The sequence below is a fragment of the Calothrix sp. CCY 0018 genome, assembly GCF_963920925.1.
Taxonomy (GTDB): Bacteria; Cyanobacteriota; Cyanobacteriia; order Cyanobacteriales; family Nostocaceae; genus Rivularia.
Genome location: NZ_CAWUDI010000024.1, coordinates 90,628 through 110,406 on the forward strand (window position 1 = coordinate 90,628; position 19,779 = coordinate 110,406).

Sequence of the window (19,779 nt, forward strand, 5' to 3'; positions counted from 1 at the left end):
GCCCATCAAATTATTCATTCATATTACGATAAGTTGCGACGGCAGAAGGAGAAATGCGGTTGAGGTAGCGGAAAATCCAGTATTTGAAAATAGTATCTAGAATAACTGGGAATGTGGCAATAAATAAGAAGATGAAATCGTGATTTGCTGGTAAACCCCAATGATGGGATACACTTTCTAAAATTACTTCCCAACCGTGAGGAGAGTGGAAACCAACAAATATGTCGGTAAATAGAATAATAATAAATGCCTTGGCGCTATCGCTTAAACCATATACGACATAATCAAAAAATTCTTTCAGAACGGCAATTTGTGGCTTACTAAATACCAAAAAACATATAAATACAACTACGGAAATCATATCTGCAAAAACATTTTTAATCGCATTTCCGCTCATTCTGCGATATTCTTCTGCAATCTCAGATGCTTTTTCTTTAACTTCTTGTTCTATTTCTTCTTCTGTCTCTCGTGGAGAAAGCGAAGGTACACTATTAATTAAAGCTTGAAATTTAATTTTTTCTTCAAACCTCTGTAATTCTTCCAGCGCTTCTTCTTCCATTTCATAATTAATAAATAATTGCGTTTCTTCGCTACCTCTAAAATGTTCGACGATTGGACCGACAAAAAGTGCTTTTGATAATTGATGACTTAATATAGGTACTATAATTAGTAATAATAAAAATCTAACCGAAATAATAGTTCTTCTTTGAGACTTGCGGAATTTGTCCACAATATCTTGTTCTGCGTTTGGATCTAATTCAACTTGCAACCGATTGAATGTATTGAAAATAGAACGAGGTAATACTCCTGTGGTATTTACCTTACCTCTTGGCTGGTTAGGCGATCTATTTTTTGCTGCATCTTCACTTTTTGCTTGAACTATTTCCGATTCGATTCTTGGTATAATCTTGGAATATTGATTAGAAGTTCGATCGGAAGCTTGATTAGAAATTTGTTCGGGAAATTCAACTACATCAGTTCGAGGTGAAATTTCTTCTAAAAATGGTGTAGTATATTTAGCAACTATTTCATCGATCAATCTTAACTTTTCTAAAATTAGTTCAGAACTAGGATATTCAACATCAAACTTATTAGATCGTTTTTTATTTAATTCGCTTAGTAAATAACGAGTAGCTTTAAACTCCGTCAACCTCATTCTGACAATTCTTAAAAGTTTTTTGAGGTCTAACTCAAAATAATCCATTACACTGCTGCTATAAGCGACAGAATTAATATCTATTTTTTTACCATTAAAACGTTCATCTTCGATTGCCTTAATTTGTAATGCTGCATTATAAGCTTCATCCAAAGAGCGTTCCTGGGTTCGCAAGTACCACTGGTAAACTGTTACTAAATATGAGTAAATTTTTTGGCTAACGGCAAAGTTTTTCATTTTAATTCATTTAAACTAATTATCTAGCTTTTTAGTGGTTCTTAAAAGAGGCGTTAACGCTGTAAGATATCTTAACAAAATCATCGGAAGACAGATTGTGCTAAATCATTCTCTTTGGATTGTAGGTCCTAGCCGTAGTGGTAAAACGGAACGTTTGGTGCAGCAATTTTGTATTTGGGTAGACGATCGCAATAATCCTAAAGATAGATTTTATACCGATAACCCATCACAAAAAAATACGATACGCATACCAAAAAGCCTTTATCCGCAACATAACGAACTCGGAGTTTTAGTGTTTGCTGCCAATGGGGATAATCGCCGAGAGTTAGCAGATAAAATTGTTACCGCTACCTGGGGGAAATATCCGGTGATAGCGAAAACTCCTTTAGGTTTTTTTCAAGATGAGGTGATATTATTTTGGCCCCTTTTGACAGAATCCTTGAAAATAAAAGCGCAATTTCCGGTAAGATTGCGTCCAGAAACCGAACAGGAATTGGCAACTAAGCTGTGGCATTCTCGATTGGATGAAGAAATTTTGCGTAGTGTCGGGATGAATCAGTATCGTTTAGTACGCCGTATCCTTGATTTAATGCAATTAGCAGCTTTAAGTGGAACACCATGCGAAGATATTGCTCAAGTTTTGACAAAAGTAGTATCGCAACAAGATAATTTTACTAATTTAGAACCAGATTTTGTTGGTTCTTTGTTGTTGGATTGGCGTAAATGGTGTTTGGATAAGGGTTTTTTAACTTACGGAATTATAACGGAACTTTACGGTCAATATTTATTATCGGATAATAATTACGTTAAGCGACTCAAAAAACGCTATCAAGCAGTTTTAGCGGATGACGTACAGGATTATCCGGCGCTGATGCGTCAATTATTTGAGTTAATTCTTGATGGTGGTGTGGGAGCTTTCAGCTATAACCCTGACGGTATAGTGCGTTTGGGATTGGGAGCAGATCCAGATTACATGGAAGGGTTAGCAGAAAATTGTCAGACGGAAACTTTGACTCAAACGCCGATTTTATCATTGTCAGATATGCTTTCAAACTCGATGACGCAACTGGTAAGGGAGCCAATGACGCTTTTGAGTTTACCTTCTGCGGTGCAGTCAATTCAAACCACTTCCCGTGCTTCATTATTGCAAGAAACCGCAGAAACCATAATTCAAACAGTCAAATCCGGGATAGTGCAGCCCAGAGAAATAGCCATAATTGCCCCTGGTTTAGATGCGATCGCGCGTTATTCGTTGATAGGAATTTTGAGTAAAGCCGGGATTCCGGTTGATTCGCTGCAAGACAAACGCCCTTTAATTGGTTCCCCGCTTGTTCGTGCTTTACTAACTTTGATAACCATTATTTATCCGGGTTTGGGGCGTTTGGTAGATAGAGATGCGATCGCAGAAATGTTGGTAGTATTAAGCAACAAATCCGATAATAACTATTGTATCGATCCGGTACGCGCTGGATTAATTGCAGATTATTGTTTTCAACCCCATCCAGAAAATCCTAATTTGCTAGATGTCGATTTATACGATAGGTGGGATAGATTGGGTTACGGAGCCACAACCGCTTATAGAAAGATATTAGAGTGGCTGGAAAGACAGCGTTTAAAATACGAAAAGCGTCAAATTCCCAACCCAGTTTTCTTTTTATATGACGCAATTGAATATTTCATGTCTGATGTGAGCGATTCTAGCTACGAACAACTCGCCATTTTGCGGCAATTACTAGAAACCGCTCAGCATTATTGGGAAATTGATACTAGATTAAGTCAGTATAATTCTAGTCAAATTGACTTTGATTCCTTGCAGTCTGCGGTAGAGGGAGAAGGTAAAGTAGTAACACAGCAACAAAGTAAAACAAAAACCATCACCGAATTTATCACGTTACTACGACAGGGAACCGTCACCGCCAGCCCTTATCCCATACGTCCCATCGGTAACTTAGCGAACGCGGTAACATTAGCGACAATATTTCAATACCGTTCCTTGCGTCGTTTTCATCGCTGGCATTTTTGGTTAGATGCAGGTTCCCCACTGTGGAATAAAGGAGGTGCAGCAACCTTATTTGGTTCGATGTTCTTTCTACAAGATAGATTTGCTCAACCTTGGGATGCTGAAGATGAGAAATTAGCAGAAGACGAGCGATTAGAAAGGATTATCGCGGATTTATTAGCTCGCGTTTCCGATAAGATTTACTTGTGTCACAGCGAATTAGCAGTAAACGGGCAAGAGCAGCTTGGTTCGCTGCTGCCTTTGGTGAATGCTTGTGTCGGAGCAGACAATGAACAATGAACAATTATCAATTATCAAATTGTAGGGGGTGTGACGTGAATAGTAATTATCAAGTTAAAGCAATATTTTTGTAGCGTCACGCATTATTAAGTTTACGAAGATTATCAATTGACTGAAATATTTACTCGCTTCGAGTCACATGATTTTTAAATACAATTTATTTTAAGTTCTCCTATCAACTACTGACTACCATTTTTCTAACATCAGCCCATCAACATAGCTAAAGTCCGAATCATCCGTTACCAAAAGCCAACTATGTTCTAAACATTGGGCTGCAATCCAAACATCGTTCATGGGTATTGGTCGCCCTTTTCGCTTCAATGATAATCTAGTTCGAGCATACACTGCTGCCGTTTCTCTACCTAACGATACAGTCTCGCATATTTCAATAAACTCCAAATAACGTGGCAGATTTTTCAAAGAACGATTTGAATTTTCTGCTCCAAACAATAATTCACCCATAACAACAGTTGGTAAAATTACTTTTGGCAATGCTAATACGTTAGCTACAACAGTTTTATCACCATTTAAGAAACGTACTGCAACAGAAGTATCTAAAGCGACATTACCATTCATTTGTATCTACCTGCTCAAACTCTGTGGCGATCGCCTGGTGTAATTCTCCAGCTTCAGAATCGCTTAAAATTCCAGCAAACTTAGCTAAAGGATGTTCCTCTTGGGATATTGCATTCGCTTCTGGTAACTGACGTAGAAAACCGGAAATCACATCTGAAAGGGAGAGTTGTTGTTGCTGTGCCCAACGTTCTGCTTTCTGAAGCAAAGATTCATCAATATCTAATGTAATTTTAGTGGTCATAACGGTGCATAGTTTTAACTTATTTCATTTTATCGTTTGAGATTACGTAAGTGCTACAAATATCTGCTCTTTGTAATATATTTAGAGATATGAAATTACGTTAAGCTTACGCGAGAACAAAGTCTAACCGATTAAGAGCTAATAAAATTTTGTTGATTTAATAAATAATGTCATAAATATGCAACGCCTTAACCTTAATTTTACGATATTACGATGGATGTTTGATAATTTAATTGCTTTAATATTTATTGGCAATAAAGTAGATTTAGAATTGGGATTGCCACCGGAGCTAAAAGAAATTAGTGTAAAAAAATATCCAGAAGTTAGAGGACGTGTAATAGCTTTTAATACAGCCGTTCGTTTTGATAGAAGCGTCGAATTAGTTTTATCAGCGGATGATATCAACGTACTTTATGCAGAAGTTTATCTAGAATATTTAAGAAGACCTATAAAACATAAAGCTTTTGAGTCGTTAGATTGCTTTGATATTAAAAATAATGAAGTTCTTATTTCCGAAATATCGCCTTTTTTATTTTTTACATCTAATAAATCTCTAATTAATAGACGAGCAGTGAAATTTGCAATAGAAAACGGTAAACTAATTGAATATCGTAGATTCATTACCGTATTCAGCAAAAATATTGACAATTCTGAATATCAGCTTGTTAAAAAAGGTTTTTCATCAGGTCTGATTCATTTTATTATTGGTTCACAAACGACCGATAGTAGAAATTCATTACAATCAATAAGGAAAAAGATCGGAAAAGAACCAAGTCCTATTATCAAAAATTTAAAGTCAATTCGAGCAATAGATAATAAATTGATATTACAATCATGATTATAATCTACAAATTCGCTGCTTTTTATCTTTAAGATAATACAACGGCAATATTGGGGAGGAAAATTTACACTGCAATTTACCTCCCCTACTTACCACTAACTTTTTCAGAGCGATAAATCGCTTACTACTAACTAAAATCTAGGTACTGATTTTCGGTTTCTGATAATAACCTAAAACTTTTTTCACATAATCAGCAGTAAAACCACTATTACAGCCTTCGTATTTACCAGTCATCCACCAACAGGCTGTACGACTCACGGCTTGTGTTTCATTATTATTTGTCGCTTCTAATTGCCCTTTTAACTCTCGTTGTACGACACAATTAACAACTTGACGTGCTATTTGAGGATTATTTTCAAACTCTGCTGGTGAAACTTCTTTTTTCAAACAAAATTTTGACCAGCTTTTCAAAGTTTCTGGTTTAACTTGCCATTCGCTGTAATATCCATCATTTACTTTTCCTGTTTTTGGTGCAGCCATTCGCAATGCTTCTACCATTGCTGCAACTTGAGTATTTAAGGATGGCTGTTGTGCTTGTACAGTCATTGGTAACAGCCCTAAAGTAACAATTACACCACTAAGTAGAAATTTCATCGCATTCACCTGGTTACAAACAGGGATAAGGATACAACATTATCCTAAAAATTCCATCTACCGAAAATAGTAGGTGATGTTTGTAGATGATGCTTTACCCTGTTGCTGTGGTGACTTCCAACCCGCTCTAAAATTACCTATAAAAATTCCTTTTTTCTACCTTCTCTTCCCACTCTTCCCCCTCCCCCCTCTCTTCCAGCATGCCTTCTTATTCCCCTACAGCATCCAAATTAACAACCTCCGCACCAAGGTTTTTTAAATCTATGTCAGCTAAAGGTGTTTTACTACGGTTAATAGTAAAAACTGCTCCTTCTGATTTACCGTCATTTTTATTCTTAAATTGAACTACATAGGTCATTTTCTTCTTTTTAAAGGCTAATGGTAATAAACCTAAAGGACCAAATACAAGTGTAGTCCAGATTGCTGTATTACCAAGACGCTTAGCGGATTTGCTTCGTTCAACTTTTTCAATCGCGCTTGCTGAAATTACTTGATTAGCTGTTTGGTTGCTAGCCTTTTTCATGGTTATGTTAATCTTGCCACTCTCAATAGTTACATGACATTTATCCATATCCCCTTGAACCTTGTTAAAACACTTTCCCTCATAGCTTCCAGCCAAGGCGACAGTGGGAAGCATTGAAGCAAGAGTTGTCAGTGTTATTAGAGTAAAAGCGGTAATTGATTTATTCATTCTGTGTAGTAAAGATACTGTGAAAAGAATATGCTTATAGTCGGTTAAATTACTTAATCAAATCAAGTGTTTAAAGTGTCAATTGTAATGATGTTTTCGGCAATATTAATAGCTGTAAACTGACTTGTTATGCGGCATTAAATACTTGTACGGAAGAAAGTAGGAATTGGGGAGTAGGGTAAAATATTTTAAATATGCAAAACCCCTCTCGAAAACCAGAGAGGGGTTAAAGTTAATCTTTACTAATTATTGAACGGTTTCTCTAATTCCACATTTGCAGGTTGAGAAATAATTCAAATTATAAACAGCGTTAAATTACATAGTAATTCAAGAAATTTGGAACAAGAAACTTACCAAATCCCCTTTACCCATACTTATTCTGTCTCCAGGTCGCAAGCGGTGACGATTCCCTGGCAGCAAGGACATTCCATTGACGTAGGTGCCGTTAGAACTGCCGACATCTTCTATGTAATAAGCATCACCTTCAACTCGAATATCGGAATGAATCCGCGACACAACTTCCGAGTTTTCAAATCCAGAAATATCAATGTCGGGGGGAACGCGATCGTTTGCTTTACCGATATGAATTACAGAAAGGTTTTGCGGCAATTCGATTTGCGTATCACTTTTAATGTGAACCAAGCGAGCGCTTACCTGCTGTAATTGAGTTCTTGAAGGAGAAGGGTTTGCTGCCGGTGCCGGTGCAGGTGCGGGAACGGGAACGGGAGCGGGTTCGGGAACGGGAACGGGTTCGGGTTCGGGTGCTGTTGCAGTTTCCGGTTCTGTTGCAGTTTCCGGCTCTATTGTTAAATCTGGTAATGCTTCAAAGAAAGAAGCTTCTTCCTCTTCTTCTGAAGCAGGTGCAGGTTCGGCAACGTTTACGGGAGGTGGTGTAACTGCTCTTTGTGGAGTTGCGATTTCTTGTTCTCCACTTACAGGTTCGGAGGGTACCGTTGGTGGAGGGCTACCTTCGGTGGAAGGAGTTCCTAATCCTTGGGGCATTGCTACTGCTGTTGGTGGTAAAGACGAAGCTTCTACGGGGTTTAGGTTAGCAGTTGCTGGATCGCCAGTATGCGTTACTTCTACTGGAGTATCTGGAGCAACGGTTGGCTCTACCCCGGAATTGGTCGTGCGTAAATTATAGCCACACTGTCCGCAAAAAGACGCATCAGCCTGTACGGTTGCCCCGCAGCCCGGACAGCTAGTAGTTGCCGGGAGGGGTGTATAGCAAGCTTCGCATTGGACAGCGCCATCTGGGTTGGGATGATTGCAGTTAGGGCAAACAATCATGGAATTAAACCTTTTTTCAAGTTCATCGTAAAAGAGTGCTGGCAAGCAGACGAGCATCTGTCAATTAATTTTGGATTTTGGATTTTGGATTTTGGATTGTCCTCATCAATTGCAGGATTGGGGCTTAAAGATTTTAGATTAACGATTTTAGATTTATCACCTAGTGGCTCGAAACCATTCGTAATTCAATCCAAAATCTGTCGATGCTTAGTTTGGGGGAAGAACATCTACACCCCCAACTTTCTGCAAAACAAAAGCATCCGTTGTTAAAATCTAAAATCTAAAATTTTTCAGTCGCTTTTGATTTTAACAATTACTTACAATTTCGCAGTTAAACTTTGATTTCCGCACCAGCGGCTTCATCTAAAAGCCACCAAAGTTCTTTTTGGGGTTGAATCAAACGAGAAGGGTAAGTAGTAACGGAAGCTTCTGGTGCGAAAACTTGAGCTAGGGCTGGCCTTTTATTTTCACCTGCAACCAAAAATATCACGCATTCAGCAGCGTTAATAAATGGATAAGTGAAGGTTAGACGCACCGAACTATCTTTGTTGCCTACTGTAACTAGCTTATCGGTAACTTTCAATGCCTCTGTGTTAGGAAACAAAGACGCGGTATGAGCATCATCGCCCATTCCCAACAAAATAACGTCAATTGCCGGAAATTCGCCTTTCTTAGCATCAAACAATTTCTGTAAATCTTGTTCGTACAAAGCGACTGCTTCGGAGGGGTTAGGTGCATCAGTAGGCATTGCGTGGATATTTTCTGCTGGAATATCAACTTTATCCAACCATGCAGTACGCGCCATCAGCTGATTGCTATCAGCATGATCTGCTGCAACATAACGCTCGTCACCCCACAGCACATGAATTTTATCCCAAGGCAGTTGTTGTTTACCCAACGCTTCATACAAAGGTTTGGGAGTGCTACCACCAGACAACGCAATAGTGAAACGTCCGCGTTGTTGAATGCATGGTTCTACTTTCGACAAAATTAGAGAAAGCGCCCGCTCTACCAACGCCTTCTTATCCGCTAATACTTCAACTTTTTTATTCATCAGCTTCCTTCACAACCTTGCTCACTTCTGGGATAACAATACCGTTGATATCAAAATTTTGCTTCTTACTTGTGAAACTTTTAAGAACTGTTAGTTGTTAGTGGTTAGTGGTTAGTGGTTAGTAGTTAGTTGTGTTCAAACATCTCCCCATCTCCCCATCTCCCCGTCTCCTTGTCCCCCCATCCCCCTACTTTCCTACAAATATCTCTCCCCATTCCGGAATGGCTTCTCGCTGTGCGGCTTGTAGTTGCTTAATTCCTTTTTCGGCGCAATCTAATAAGTTATTTAATTGAGTGCGGCTGAAGCTACCTTCTTCTGCTGTTCCTTGAACTTCGATAATTCCGCTGTGTTGATTCATTACCACATTGAAGTCTACCTCAGCAGCTACGTCTTCGGGATAGTTTAAATCTAAAAATGCTTCTCCTTCCAATAAGCCTACGGAAACGGCAGCGATTTGTCCAATTAATGGCGATCGCTCTAAAACACCTTCTTGGATCAATTTAGAAATGGCGATCGCTAATGCCACAAATCCACCAGTAATTGCTGTGGTACGAGTTCCAGCGTCGGCTTGCAGTACGTCTGCATCTACCGTTAATGTACGTTCACCCAAGGCTTCAAAATCTAAAGCTGCTCGTAAACTGCGTCCGATCAAACGCTGAATTTCTTGGGTTCTTCCAGATAATTTAAAGGTTTCTCTTTGGTGTCGCTGTTGGGTTGCTCCGGGTAACATTCGATACTCGGCAGTTAACCACCCTTTACCGCTATCCATCAGAAATCTTGGAACACCTTCATTGACGCTAACGGTACAAAGTACTTGAGTTTCACCGCACTTTGCCAGAACCGAACCAGCAGCATAGCGGGTAAAATCTTTTACAAAAATAACTGGACGCAGTTCATTAGCCTTTCTACCATCCGGACGCTGCCACACCATTGCGATTGCCTCAATTTTCCCATAATGTTACCAGGGAATGGGGAATGGGGAGATGGGGAGATGGGGAGATAGGGGGACAAGGGGACAAGGAGACAAGAACAATTTTAACCTTTGACCTTTGACCTTTGACCTTTAACCTAATCTATGTCATCGTCTCCACCAGAAATAATCACAAATAGAAATAAGTAAGATTCCCATGCCCAAAAATATCCAGTAGGGCATATTCGCTGGATTGAACAGCATAATTTTTCGCAATCAATTATATTTAGATGGCAATTATAGCGCTTTTCATTTGAGTGCAATACACTTGGCGAACGTCACCCCGCCGTATTGCTTTCCTCTCCTTAACAAGGAGAGGGGAAAGGGGTGAGGTAAAAATGTATTCTATCCAACTGAAAACCGCTATATAACTGTAAATAGAAGATACCGTAACGCACCATCTTAATGATGTTATTATCCGCGAATACCATTTACGTAAGCAGCAGTTAAAGAGTGCTGCGGTGCGGTAAAAATCTGCTCAACATTACCATATTCAATTAATTGTCCCACTTCTGCTTGTACCCAAAACAGGGCAGCGTAATCGCCAATTCGTTTAGCTTGAGCGAGGTTGTGGGTGACAATTACCACTGTGTAACGTCCTCGCAGACTGGCAATTAAATCTTCAACTACGCCACTAGAAATGGGATCGAGGGCACTACAGGGTTCATCTAAAAGTAAAACTTCTGGTTGCAAAACCAAAGCACGGGCAATACATAAACGCTGCTTTTGTCCGCCAGATAAAGATAAAGCAGAAGTATGAAGTCGATCTTTGACTTCGTTCCATAATCCGACATCTTGAAGCGTGCTTTCAATCAGTAATGCCAGTTGTTCGCGATTTTTGATTCCATGTTCCTGTAGCGGAAATGCTAGATTCTTCCAAATTGAAAATGGGAAAGGATTGGGCTTTTGAAAGATTGTACCAACACGCCGACGTAGTGCGATCGCATCTATTTGCTCCGATAAAATTTCCACAGAATCTAAGCGAATGCTTCCCGAAACTTTGGTTTGGGGTATCAAATCAGTTAAGCGATTCAGACAACTTAAAAAACTGCTTTTGCCACAGCCAGAAGGACCTACTAATGCGGTAATTTTACCTGCCTCAATTGGCATGGTGATATCTGTAAAAGCAGCTTTTTTACCGTAATACAAACTCAGTTGCTCAGTTTGCATTGCAGGTAAAGATGAACAAGAATGTCGGCGTTGAAATTTATTCACGAACGGGTAATTCTCCGAGCTAACCAAAACTGGGTTGTCCAAGTTGCCATACCATTCACCAATATCAATAAAATTAATAGCACCAAAGCAGAAGCGTAGGCATTATTATCCCCCCCAGCCACATTCATTGATAAATCGAAAATGTGAATCGATAGCGATCGCCCGGAATCTAGTAATGATTCTGGCATTCGATCTACATAACCACTGGTAAAAATTAATGCTGCTGTCTCGGCGATCGCTCGTCCAATTCCCAGCACCAAACCCACAATTAACCCTGGTGTTGCTGCTGGTAATAGCAGTTTCCTAATGGTAGTAGTGCGTGATAATCCCAAAGCGGCAGCCCCCAATCGATAATCAGCCGGAACAGCCCGAAACCCGGCTTCTGTGGAGCGAATTAGTATAGGTAAAACCATACAAGCCAAAGTCAAACCACCCGACAAAATCGAAAAGCCCAATCCCAGCTTAATCGAGAAAAAGGCGTTGCCAAACAAACCAAAGACAATAGAAGGTACTCCTGCCAATACATCCAAACTGCGACGCACCAAGCGCCCGAACAAACTTTCAGCGTTTGTAAACTCGGATAATAGTATAGCAGTACCAACACCAAGGGGGAGAGAAACCGCCATACAAACCCCCAATATCAGACAAGTAGAAACCAGAATCGGCGCAATTCCGCCTTCACGTCCTGCATTTCGAGGTGCAGCTGTCAAGAACTCCCAAGATATTTGCCCTACACCGTGCCAGACGATATCGCTTAAAATCCAGCAGAAAACGGCAGTCACAAATAAAGCGATCGCCCAAAAAATCAGGCTAGGTAGTAGCAACTGAATTTTTGATTTACCCATAATTTTTAACCATAAATATCTCTCCGACTTATACCTTCGGCAACGGCTACCAGTAAAACGATGGCTATCATCAGCAACAAACCGCTAACAAAAAGTGCCGAACGGTGATTTCCTGTAGCATAAGCCATCTCTAAAGCGATATTGGCAGTAAGAGTACGCACGGGATCGAATAAGCTGCTGGGTGTTTGCACAACATTGCCACAAACCATCAACACTGCCATTGTTTCTCCAATAGCGCGTCCCGTTCCCAGAATCAAACCAGTAAATAAACCAGATTTAGTCGCAGGTAAAACAACACCCCGGATTGTTGCCCAGCGAGACAATCCCAAGGCTGCTGCACCCCGGACATATTCAGTGGGGACTTCAGAAAAACTTGCCTCTGCTGTCAAGGCGATCGTTGGCAATATCATTAATGTCAAAATAGCGATTCCTGCCAAAAGGCTGGTTCCCGGTGGTTGGAGTTTGCCAATTAGTGGCACAAGCACGACTAAACCCCAGAAACCGTAAACTACAGAAGGAATGCCTGCTAGTAATTCAATTAACTGCCGATAAAATTTAGCTATGAAAGGAGGTGCATAATATTGACAAAATATTGCCGAGCCAATTCCTAAAGGTGCAGCAAATACTACGGAACCGAGTGTTACCAAGAAACTTCCCCACAGCATCGGCATCAAGTTATAGAATCCTTGAATTGGATTCCAAGATGGATCGTTGACAAAACGCAACCATCCTACCTGTTGCAGTATTGGCAATGCTTCAAGTAATAAAAATCCCGTAATTAAGATAACAATAATACCTGTGACTAAAGCTAATAGCCGTAATATCAACAGTAAAACGAAATCACTTTGAGATGGGGACAAAATCCTGGTTTTTAATAATGTCATGGACTTGTGGCGACTGTGCAAACTCGATAAATTCTCGATCTAATCCTTGCGGCTGGGTTTTAGTAACCAAATTCAGAGGACGGGAAAGGGGAAACGTCCCATTTTGGATATTCTCTGTAGTAGCCTCGACTTGATTCAAGGGCAATAACTCGATCGGAAGATTGTTGTTGATACTAACTTCAGCCGTGCCAATTGATACGTAACCAATCGCGTTAGGATTACCTGCGACTGTCTTAATCCCCTGTTGATTGTCCCCAATAACAACCGATGATTTGATATCGCTATTTTTGAGTTTGAAGTAATCAAGAAACAATTCTAGAGTAGAACGTCCCTCAGCTTTATTGACAACTGTAATCGGTGCATTTGTACCATTAACCTGTTGCCAATTGTTAATCTTACCAGTATAAATATCAATAACTTGCTGATTTGACAGGGATTTTACTGGATTTTCTTGATGCAAAATAATCCCAATTCCATCACGGGCTATAGAAAAAGCTTGTAAATCTTTTTCTTCATCTTTGAGGTTACGAGATACCATACCAATATTGGCAACTCCTGTACGAGCATCGGCAATACCCCGAGATGAACCTCCTGTTTGCACATCTACTCGTACATCAGGATGCTTAGATTCAAATTTTTTTCCAATTTCTGCTGCCAAGGGTGCGACTGTACTAGAGCCTGTTAAAATTAATTTTCCCTGTAATCGATCGTTTGGTAGATTAGATGTTTGTGAAGGTTGGGTACAAGCTTGCAGCCCCAAGCAAATTGCAGAACCGATAGCAATAAATGCTATGGTTTTGAGTTGTTTGATTGAGAAATTCATTTAATAATATAGACTTCTCCGAAATTTATATGATTTTAATTTTACACACATACCGAACCCCCTACACCTTATCTATAAGTGAAGGGGGATAAAAAAGCTTCTCTGCGAGTGAGGAAAAGGTTTGTATACAACCATCGGATTGCGATGAGTTTGGCGATCGCTGCTTTGAATGCATCCGGTTCAACTAGCATTAATCGTGCGGAAGCTGCGTCGGTTTCTTATCCCAATTGCGCTAAGGTTCCTAAACTAAACTAGGACTTACGCAACTTCAACGATAAAATTAGTATTTCACCTTCTTTAGATCCCCCCAACCCCCCTTAAAAAAGGGGGGCTTACGTAAGTCCTGTAAACCTAAAAACTATATTTTAAATGAGATTTAATATTGTATTTATTTAAAAACATTAAAGCTTAATATTTAATTAATCATTTAATTAATCATAAAATTTTCTATACAGCCGCACACACCTTCAAAGTTTTTTAAAACTTCTTCATTTGTGAATCTAATTACTTTAAGTCCATAACTTTCTAATATCAATGTTCTTTGTCCATCATAAATTTTTGCTTCATTTGTAAAATGGCTTTCTCCATCGATTTCAATTACTAAATTTAATTTGGCGCAATAAAAGTCTACTATAAAATTATCAATTGGTCTTTGTCGTAAAAATCTAATTTTTAATGATCTTAAATAGTTATTCCACAGCTTTTTCACTGCTGGGGTCATCTTTTTTCGTAGTTCTTTTGCTTTTTCTATAAGTTTTGGATTGTAAGGTAGATGATAAGCTGTTTTTATAAATTTTGGTTGATTAGTCATTCTCAATTGTCGGTAAGAGATCCCCCCTAACCCCCCTTCTTAAGGGGGGGAAATGGAAGTTTTTTATAACTACAATATAAATATGTATTTTTTTCATAACCACAGTAAATTTACTATTTATAAAAAAGCCCCCCTTCAATAAGGGGGGTTGGGGGGATCTGAAATTGAGGGGATCTAACGATAATCCTGTTGCTGAATATCTCTTAACTTCGCTGCATCTCTCATCCCATAATCGGCACGAATAAACCGATCTAACTGCATTTCAAAAAAGTCCCGATTTGCTTGTAAATGTTCGGGGTTTTCATCATCTAAAGGATACAAAAGAGCCGTGCGTAAAGCTTGAATTACTGCGGATGTAACGTTGTACATTGAACGTTGAAAAGTAACTCCCAACTGAATCAACATATCATCTTCACCGCGACAATGTTCTTGATAATAATCAATTAAATATTGTGGTAAGAAATGCAGCATATCCTGCATTAGTAATGTGGGGGGAATTCCTGCGGTACCTACAGGAAATACATCAGCGTAAAGAATTCCATAATGAAAGTCTTTTTGCTCTGAAGGTATTTGCTTTGCTTGAGCATTATAAGATTTTGTACCCCGGAAAGGAAAAGTACGGTAAAAAATTGCTTCTACATAAGGTAGTGCAGCTTCATATAACCATACAAAACCTTTTGATTTGGGAATCACTTCGTAACACTCTTTCCCAACATAAACATGATGATAAATTGGACGACCTGCTATTGCGAAAATACCGTTAACTAAAAAATCCATTGCTTCCGGTACGGTTGTCATTGTTCCTTCATCATACATATCTGACATTTCAAAGAAAACTGGTGCCATTACTTCCCAAAATAATCCTAAATTGGAATAATAAGAAGCTTGACGACACTGTTCTAAAAACATATCTGGAAACAGTTTATAGAGCAACTGCATCGCAGGATTACCTTTAAAATAAGCTTTGATAGCTCTATCGGCATTTTGCTTGTATTCTTCGGTGTCTAGATAATCATCAAACTTGCCTAAACCCATATCTTTACCGTGCCAAAGCATCGATCGCATACAGGCTTCGGCGAATTCCATGTTAATTCTGTCATGGAATAAATGATGCCAAAACTTTGGCATTTTACTAGTTTCGCCTTTTTCAATAAATTCTAAAAGCTCGGGGTGTGCTGTAGCTTCACCGCGCCAAACTCGTAAGTCAGCATCATCACCTGCATAGTGATTGTGTCTTTTTAAATACTCTTTGGGCAAGAAATATTTGAAAAAGGGAAAAGGATTTAAAAATTCTCTTTCGGCAATATAAAGTAAATCGCGCCAATAAAAATCCATCGGTACGGCATATGCTTTATAAATACCGATAATTTGCATCAAGTTGTCTGGGTTATCCGGTAACATCGAGCCACCTGCTTCTAAGCGGTGAATTACTTCTGCAAATTCGTGAGTTGATGGCGGTAGTTTTGCTGTTGTTTTATCGGGTGTTTGTACCATTTTTTTAGTTAATTTTATCAAAAGTAGGGAGTAGGAAGTGGGGAGTGGGGAGTAGAAAGTCTATTAAGTTTTTATCAAAATATGCGGATCTTAAGTCTCAGAATTAATTTTGAAATTAACTCGAATTATTCCACACGTTTAGATCCCCCCAACCCCCCTTATAAAAGGGGGCTAAGAAAGCGTAAATGCTAATTTTTATTTAACGCGAGTTTTGGAGTTATTATCTTTTCAATAGCAGGAATATGGGCAACTATTGCGGTGGTTGTGGGTTCGCTCCAACGCACCAACCAACTGGGTTGTAATCCCAAGAATAGAATTAAACCTGCTAAAATTATCGCTGGCATTTTCTCGTTCCACAATACTTTCGGGTAATAAGCTAAATCGTTGTCGAGTTTGCCAAAACAGGTACGATTAAGCAGAATTACAAAATAAACTGCTGTTAAAGCTGTGGCGACGATGCACAATAATGTTTCAAGGGGAAATACAGCAAAGCTACCCTGAAATGCGAGGAATTCCGCGATAAATCCTGTCATACCGGGAATACCAGCACTAGCCATTCCGCTCAATACAAGTAAAGCGCTAATTATTGGTAAACCTCGTACCGGACTCAATAAACCGTTAAGCTTATCTAACTCGCGAGTTCCAACTTTGCTTTCTACAACTCCCACCAATTGGAATAAGATGGCTAAAATTATACCATGACTGAACATTTGAGCAACCGCACCCACTAACGATAAAGGTGTACTCGCTGCGGCTGCTATCAGTACGTAGCCCATGTGAGCAATGGAACTATATGCTACCATCCGCTTGATATCTTTTTGCGCGATCGCCGTTATTGCTCCATAAATAGCGCTGAGCGCTCCCCAAATTGCTAAAGTCGGTGCAAAGGTACTCCAAGTTTCGGGAAATAAGCTCATTCCAAACCTTAAAATACCGTAGGTTCCTAACTTCGCCAACACTCCACCCAAAAGAATCGCGATCGGTGTGTTTGCTTCTACATAGGCATCAGGCAACCACGTATGTAAAGGTACTAAAGGTATTTTAATCCCAAAGCCTAGTACTATTCCTCCGAGTAAAATTATTTGCAGCGTCGCAGATAAATTTTGGGTAGAAATAGCATTGTAATCGAAACTAGAAGAACCACTCAGCCAAACTAGACCCAAGAAACTAGCTAAAATCAAAATTCCAGAAACAGAAGTGTAAATCAGGAATTTGATAGCCGCATAACTCCGTTTTTGTCCACCCCAAATCGAAATTAATAGATAAAAGGGAATTAATTCAAGTTCGTAAAATAGGAAAAATAGCAGTAGATTCTGGGCTGCAAATGCACCAGCAACGCCACCACTGACTAGTAGAATTAGAGAATAAAAAAGTCGGGGACGTTTGGTATCTTTATTGCTGCTGTAAATAGCAATCCAGGTAAGAAGACTATTTAACACCAACATTAATATTGAAAGTCCATCAACTCCCAACTTATAGCTTAAACCGAGAGTTTCATTCCAAGGAAGATATTCCTGCAACTGAATGCTGGGATTGCTAATATCAAATTTGAATAATAAAAGCAGATTCCAAACAAAAGTAATTACCGCAACCAATCCAGCACCCAAACGAATTCGATTGCTAGGAATTTTAGCCGGTAACAAAGCGATTATCACCGCTCCCCAAATTGGTATCCAAATTAAAGCGCTGATCATATTAGTTGTTAGTGGTTAGTTGTTAGTTGTAATTGGGCATTGAGAATTGTGTTTCCTATTCCCTACTCCCTACTCCCTTTTAAAACACCATTTGCAAGAACTGATTTCCCCAATATTGCCAAGTAACAAATATTCCTAAGATACCGACTCCTAAAAGTACGGTAAACATATAAAATTGCGTTTGTCCGCTGTTGCTGTACTTTAAATTTTCGCCACCACCAAGGGATACTAATCCAACTAAATTAACAATGCCATCAACCACGGTACGATCGAGCATATCTGTTAATTTGGAAAGTGAATCGACACCTAAAACAATGCTATTTTTATATAATTTAGGCGTGTAAAAATCATAGGCAAATACATTTTGTAACCCTTTCCAAGGAAAGCGTACAGGTTTAGGAATATTCCCTAAGTAAATCACTGCGCTGATACTACAACCGAAAATACTTGACCAAATTAATAACAGCGCGACATCTTTATTCAAAGTTGCCCAAGTTGGTAAAAGGGATAAATTTTGTAATAGCAAAGGCAGATGCAGTACAAAACCAAATAAAATCATCATTGGTAGAGTCATCTGCCAGCTAACTTCGGGGGAACGTGCGCTCATTGGTTTACTTTTACCACCCCAAACTAAACCAAATTCCCTAGTTAAACTAACCGCTGTTAAAGTATTGACGGTGATGATTACCCCTACTAACCAAGGTTGCGTTGTCCACAACTCCGAACCTAATTTCAGTAATGCCCAAAAACTACCTAAAGGTGGGAATCCAATCAAACCCAAAAAACCTGCTATATAGGCGATTCCCGATATGGGACGACGCGACCACAATCCACCCAACTGGGTGATATCTTGAGTAATGCTGTTCCAAACGATTGTTCCCGTACTCATGACTAATAAAGCCGAACTACAAGCATGAGTAAGCACCAATAACAGCGCTGCTCGATCATGTTGCGTCCCTACAGCGATGAACACCAAACCCATATACGTACTGACTGAATAAGATAAACAGCGTTTGATGTCAATTTGCGCGATCGCAATCAACGAACCACCCACCGCACTGATTACACCAATCGCAACCATTACGCTAGAAGCGATTGGCGACAAACTGAAAACTGGTTGCAGTTCAATTAATACCCAAGCACCACTCGCGACTACTACCGAATTCCGCAAAATTGTACTGGGAACTGGCCCTTCCATCGCTTCATCTAACCACAAATGCAGGGGAAACTGAGCGCATTTACCCATTGGGCCGGCAATTAATGCTAAACATACTAATGTCATTAGTGTCGGATCGACATTAGCTGTCGCAGCCCAATCTGCTAAGTCGAAATAGTTCCAAGTTCCAGCCAGAGGATATATTGCCAATACCCCCATCAGTAGAAATAAATCTCCTACCCTTTTGGTTAAAAAAGCATCTCTAGCACCCGTTACCACCAAGGGTTGACTGAACCACAAACCTACTAATAAGTAAGTTCCTAAAGTGAGAACTTCCAGAATTACATAACTGAAAAACAAATTGTTACATAGAACCAAGGCACATAAACCAGCTTCAAATAATCCCAATAGAGAATAGAAGCGTCCCCAGCCCCAATCCATTTCCATGTAGCCGATCGCATAAATCTGAGCGAGCAAATTCAACCCAGAAATTACAGTCATCGCAGCAATGCTAGTTGCAGATATTTCTAATTCAATGGTTAAACTTAAACCAGCAGTGTTTAACCAAGGTATAACTACTTCATATGCCGGTTGATTCCAACTCATTGACAGTGCAAGCAAACTGTGCATAAATGCCAAAAACGTCATGATCGAATTAACATAGCCAGCAGGTCTTGGCCCTGTTTTCCTAATTATTCCTGGCGACCAAGGAACAGCTAAAAGACCGCCAATTAAAGCATATATAGGCACTAACCAAACTGTTCCTAGCAGATATTGCGCCATTAATCCACCTCTAAAGTAAGCAGCATAATACACGGTTATACAGTTACAACCGTCTTGTGAAAATAATACTTAATAAATTTTCATAAGATTGAAATAATTAATCTTAAGTATATATAGAATAGCTT

The 19,779-nt window shown here is 39.4% G+C and carries 18 protein-coding genes and 1 pseudogene; 3 read left to right on the top strand and 16 right to left on the bottom strand.

The features are described 5' to 3' along the window. Positions 1-10: 10 nt before the first annotated feature. Positions 11-1,393, bottom strand: a complete 1,383-nt coding sequence (locus ACM03V_RS18240) for a proton extrusion protein PcxA (RefSeq protein ID WP_414622221.1) — start codon at positions 1,391-1,393, stop codon at positions 11-13. A gap of 97 nt (positions 1,394-1,490) precedes the next feature. Here ACM03V_RS18240 and ACM03V_RS18245 point away from each other — a divergent pair, with 97 nt between their 5' ends. Continuing rightward, the gene (locus ACM03V_RS18245) at positions 1,491-3,692 is read left to right on the top strand and encodes a recombinase family protein (RefSeq protein WP_414622222.1); all 2,202 of its coding nucleotides are present in this window, start codon (positions 1,491-1,493) and stop codon (positions 3,690-3,692) included. Between the two features lie 186 nt (positions 3,693-3,878). On the opposite strand, the gene ACM03V_RS18250 is transcribed toward ACM03V_RS18245, so the two are convergent. Together ACM03V_RS18250 and ACM03V_RS18255 are read right to left on the bottom strand one after the other, a co-directional pair. After that, entirely contained in the window at positions 3,879-4,268 is a 390-nt protein-coding gene (locus tag ACM03V_RS18250) for a type II toxin-antitoxin system VapC family toxin (protein WP_414622223.1), read from the bottom strand. Further along, positions 4,258-4,509, bottom strand: coding sequence for a DUF6364 family protein (locus tag ACM03V_RS18255; protein ID WP_414622224.1), 252 nt, complete (start codon positions 4,507-4,509; stop codon positions 4,258-4,260). Before ACM03V_RS18255 ends, ACM03V_RS18250 begins: the two co-directional genes overlap by 11 nt. Before the next feature lie 217 nt (positions 4,510-4,726). Here ACM03V_RS18255 and ACM03V_RS18260 point away from each other — a divergent pair, with 217 nt between their 5' ends. Beyond that, the gene (locus ACM03V_RS18260; RefSeq protein WP_414622225.1) at positions 4,727-5,347 is read left to right on the top strand and encodes a hypothetical protein; all 621 of its coding nucleotides are present in this window, start codon (positions 4,727-4,729) and stop codon (positions 5,345-5,347) included. 141 nt (positions 5,348-5,488) lie between these two features. Here the strand turns inward: ACM03V_RS18260 and ACM03V_RS18265 are convergent, their stop codons facing one another. From ACM03V_RS18265 to ACM03V_RS18305, 9 genes are all read right to left on the bottom strand, one after another. Further along, positions 5,489-5,944 (bottom strand): hypothetical protein, encoded by a 456-nt coding sequence (locus ACM03V_RS18265; protein ID WP_414622226.1) that lies wholly within the window; start codon positions 5,942-5,944, stop codon positions 5,489-5,491. 208 nt (positions 5,945-6,152) lie between these two features. Further along, positions 6,153-6,635, bottom strand: coding sequence for a hypothetical protein (locus tag ACM03V_RS18270; RefSeq protein ID WP_414622227.1), 483 nt, complete (start codon positions 6,633-6,635; stop codon positions 6,153-6,155). Between the two features lie 327 nt (positions 6,636-6,962). Then, positions 6,963-7,925, bottom strand: a complete 963-nt coding sequence (locus tag ACM03V_RS18275) for an FHA domain-containing protein (RefSeq protein ID WP_414622251.1) — start codon at positions 7,923-7,925, stop codon at positions 6,963-6,965. Positions 7,926-8,256: 331 nt separating this feature from the next. Then, on the bottom strand, positions 8,257-8,979 hold the full coding sequence (gene pgl / locus ACM03V_RS18280; RefSeq protein WP_414622228.1) for a 6-phosphogluconolactonase: 723 nt from the start codon (positions 8,977-8,979) through the stop codon (positions 8,257-8,259). A gap of 187 nt (positions 8,980-9,166) precedes the next feature. After that, positions 9,167-9,910, bottom strand: coding sequence for a ribonuclease PH (rph, locus tag ACM03V_RS18285; RefSeq protein ID WP_414622229.1), 744 nt, complete (start codon positions 9,908-9,910; stop codon positions 9,167-9,169). A 453-nt stretch (positions 9,911-10,363) separates the two neighbouring features. After that, positions 10,364-11,164 (bottom strand): phosphate ABC transporter ATP-binding protein, encoded by an 801-nt coding sequence (locus ACM03V_RS18290; RefSeq protein ID WP_414622230.1) that lies wholly within the window; start codon positions 11,162-11,164, stop codon positions 10,364-10,366. Further along, entirely contained in the window at positions 11,161-12,009 is an 849-nt protein-coding gene (gene pstA / locus ACM03V_RS18295) for a phosphate ABC transporter permease PstA (protein ID WP_414622231.1), read from the bottom strand. Before pstA ends, ACM03V_RS18290 begins: the two co-directional genes overlap by 4 nt. A 5-nt stretch (positions 12,010-12,014) precedes the next feature. Further along, positions 12,015-12,893 carry a phosphate ABC transporter permease subunit PstC gene (gene pstC, locus ACM03V_RS18300; RefSeq protein WP_414622232.1) on the bottom strand — a complete coding sequence of 293 codons (879 nt, stop codon included), beginning with the start codon at positions 12,891-12,893 and terminating at the stop codon, positions 12,015-12,017. Further along, a complete protein-coding gene (locus tag ACM03V_RS18305) occupies positions 12,850-13,716 on the bottom strand; it encodes a substrate-binding domain-containing protein (RefSeq protein WP_414622233.1) in 867 nt (288 codons plus the stop codon). The genes pstC and ACM03V_RS18305 overlap by 44 nt, the downstream gene beginning before the upstream one ends. Before the next feature lie 129 nt (positions 13,717-13,845). Here ACM03V_RS18305 and ACM03V_RS18310 point away from each other — a divergent pair. Beyond that, a pseudogene (locus tag ACM03V_RS18310) lies at positions 13,846-13,971 on the top strand (hypothetical protein); the annotation flags it as partial. Positions 13,972-14,143: 172 nt separating this feature from the next. Here ACM03V_RS18310 and ACM03V_RS18315 read toward each other — a convergent pair. The 4 genes from ACM03V_RS18315 to ACM03V_RS18330 form a co-directional block, all read right to left on the bottom strand. Beyond that, positions 14,144-14,527, bottom strand: coding sequence for an endonuclease domain-containing protein (locus ACM03V_RS18315; protein WP_414622234.1), 384 nt, complete (start codon positions 14,525-14,527; stop codon positions 14,144-14,146). A 174-nt stretch (positions 14,528-14,701) separates the two neighbouring features. Beyond that, a complete protein-coding gene (locus tag ACM03V_RS18320; RefSeq protein WP_414622235.1) occupies positions 14,702-16,021 on the bottom strand; it encodes a CO2 hydration protein in 1,320 nt (439 codons plus the stop codon). 188 nt (positions 16,022-16,209) lie between these two features. Then, a complete protein-coding gene (locus ACM03V_RS18325; protein WP_414622236.1) occupies positions 16,210-17,715 on the bottom strand; it encodes an NADH-quinone oxidoreductase subunit M in 1,506 nt (501 codons plus the stop codon). Positions 17,716-17,794: 79 nt separating this feature from the next. Next, positions 17,795-19,654 (bottom strand): NAD(P)H-quinone oxidoreductase subunit F, encoded by a 1,860-nt coding sequence (locus tag ACM03V_RS18330; protein ID WP_414622237.1) that lies wholly within the window; start codon positions 19,652-19,654, stop codon positions 17,795-17,797. Between the last annotated feature and the right edge of the window lie 125 nt (positions 19,655-19,779).

Coding starts and splice junctions, on each gene's coding strand:
- ACM03V_RS18270 (WP_414622227.1), bottom strand. CDS start 6,635: ATGAATAAATCAATTACCGCTTTTACTCTAATAACACTGACAACTCTT.
- pstC (WP_414622232.1), bottom strand. CDS start 12,893: ATGACATTATTAAAAACCAGGATTTTGTCCCCATCTCAAAGTGATTTC.
- ACM03V_RS18240 (WP_414622221.1), bottom strand. CDS start 1,393: ATGAAAAACTTTGCCGTTAGCCAAAAAATTTACTCATATTTAGTAACA.
- ACM03V_RS18250 (WP_414622223.1), bottom strand. CDS start 4,268: ATGAATGGTAATGTCGCTTTAGATACTTCTGTTGCAGTACGTTTCTTA.
- pgl (WP_414622228.1), bottom strand. CDS start 8,979: ATGAATAAAAAAGTTGAAGTATTAGCGGATAAGAAGGCGTTGGTAGAG.
- ACM03V_RS18320 (WP_414622235.1), bottom strand. CDS start 16,021: ATGGTACAAACACCCGATAAAACAACAGCAAAACTACCGCCATCAACT.
- pstA (WP_414622231.1), bottom strand. CDS start 12,009: ATGGGTAAATCAAAAATTCAGTTGCTACTACCTAGCCTGATTTTTTGG.
- rph (WP_414622229.1), bottom strand. CDS start 9,910: ATGGTGTGGCAGCGTCCGGATGGTAGAAAGGCTAATGAACTGCGTCCA.
- ACM03V_RS18305 (WP_414622233.1), bottom strand. CDS start 13,716: ATGAATTTCTCAATCAAACAACTCAAAACCATAGCATTTATTGCTATC.
- ACM03V_RS18325 (WP_414622236.1), bottom strand. CDS start 17,715: ATGATCAGCGCTTTAATTTGGATACCAATTTGGGGAGCGGTGATAATC.
- ACM03V_RS18315 (WP_414622234.1), bottom strand. CDS start 14,527: ATGACTAATCAACCAAAATTTATAAAAACAGCTTATCATCTACCTTAC.
- ACM03V_RS18260 (WP_414622225.1), top strand. CDS start 4,727: ATGTTTGATAATTTAATTGCTTTAATATTTATTGGCAATAAAGTAGAT.
- ACM03V_RS18330 (WP_414622237.1), bottom strand. CDS start 19,654: ATGGCGCAATATCTGCTAGGAACAGTTTGGTTAGTGCCTATATATGCT.
- ACM03V_RS18265 (WP_414622226.1), bottom strand. CDS start 5,944: ATGAAATTTCTACTTAGTGGTGTAATTGTTACTTTAGGGCTGTTACCA.
- ACM03V_RS18275 (WP_414622251.1), bottom strand. CDS start 7,925: ATGATTGTTTGCCCTAACTGCAATCATCCCAACCCAGATGGCGCTGTC.
- ACM03V_RS18255 (WP_414622224.1), bottom strand. CDS start 4,509: ATGACCACTAAAATTACATTAGATATTGATGAATCTTTGCTTCAGAAA.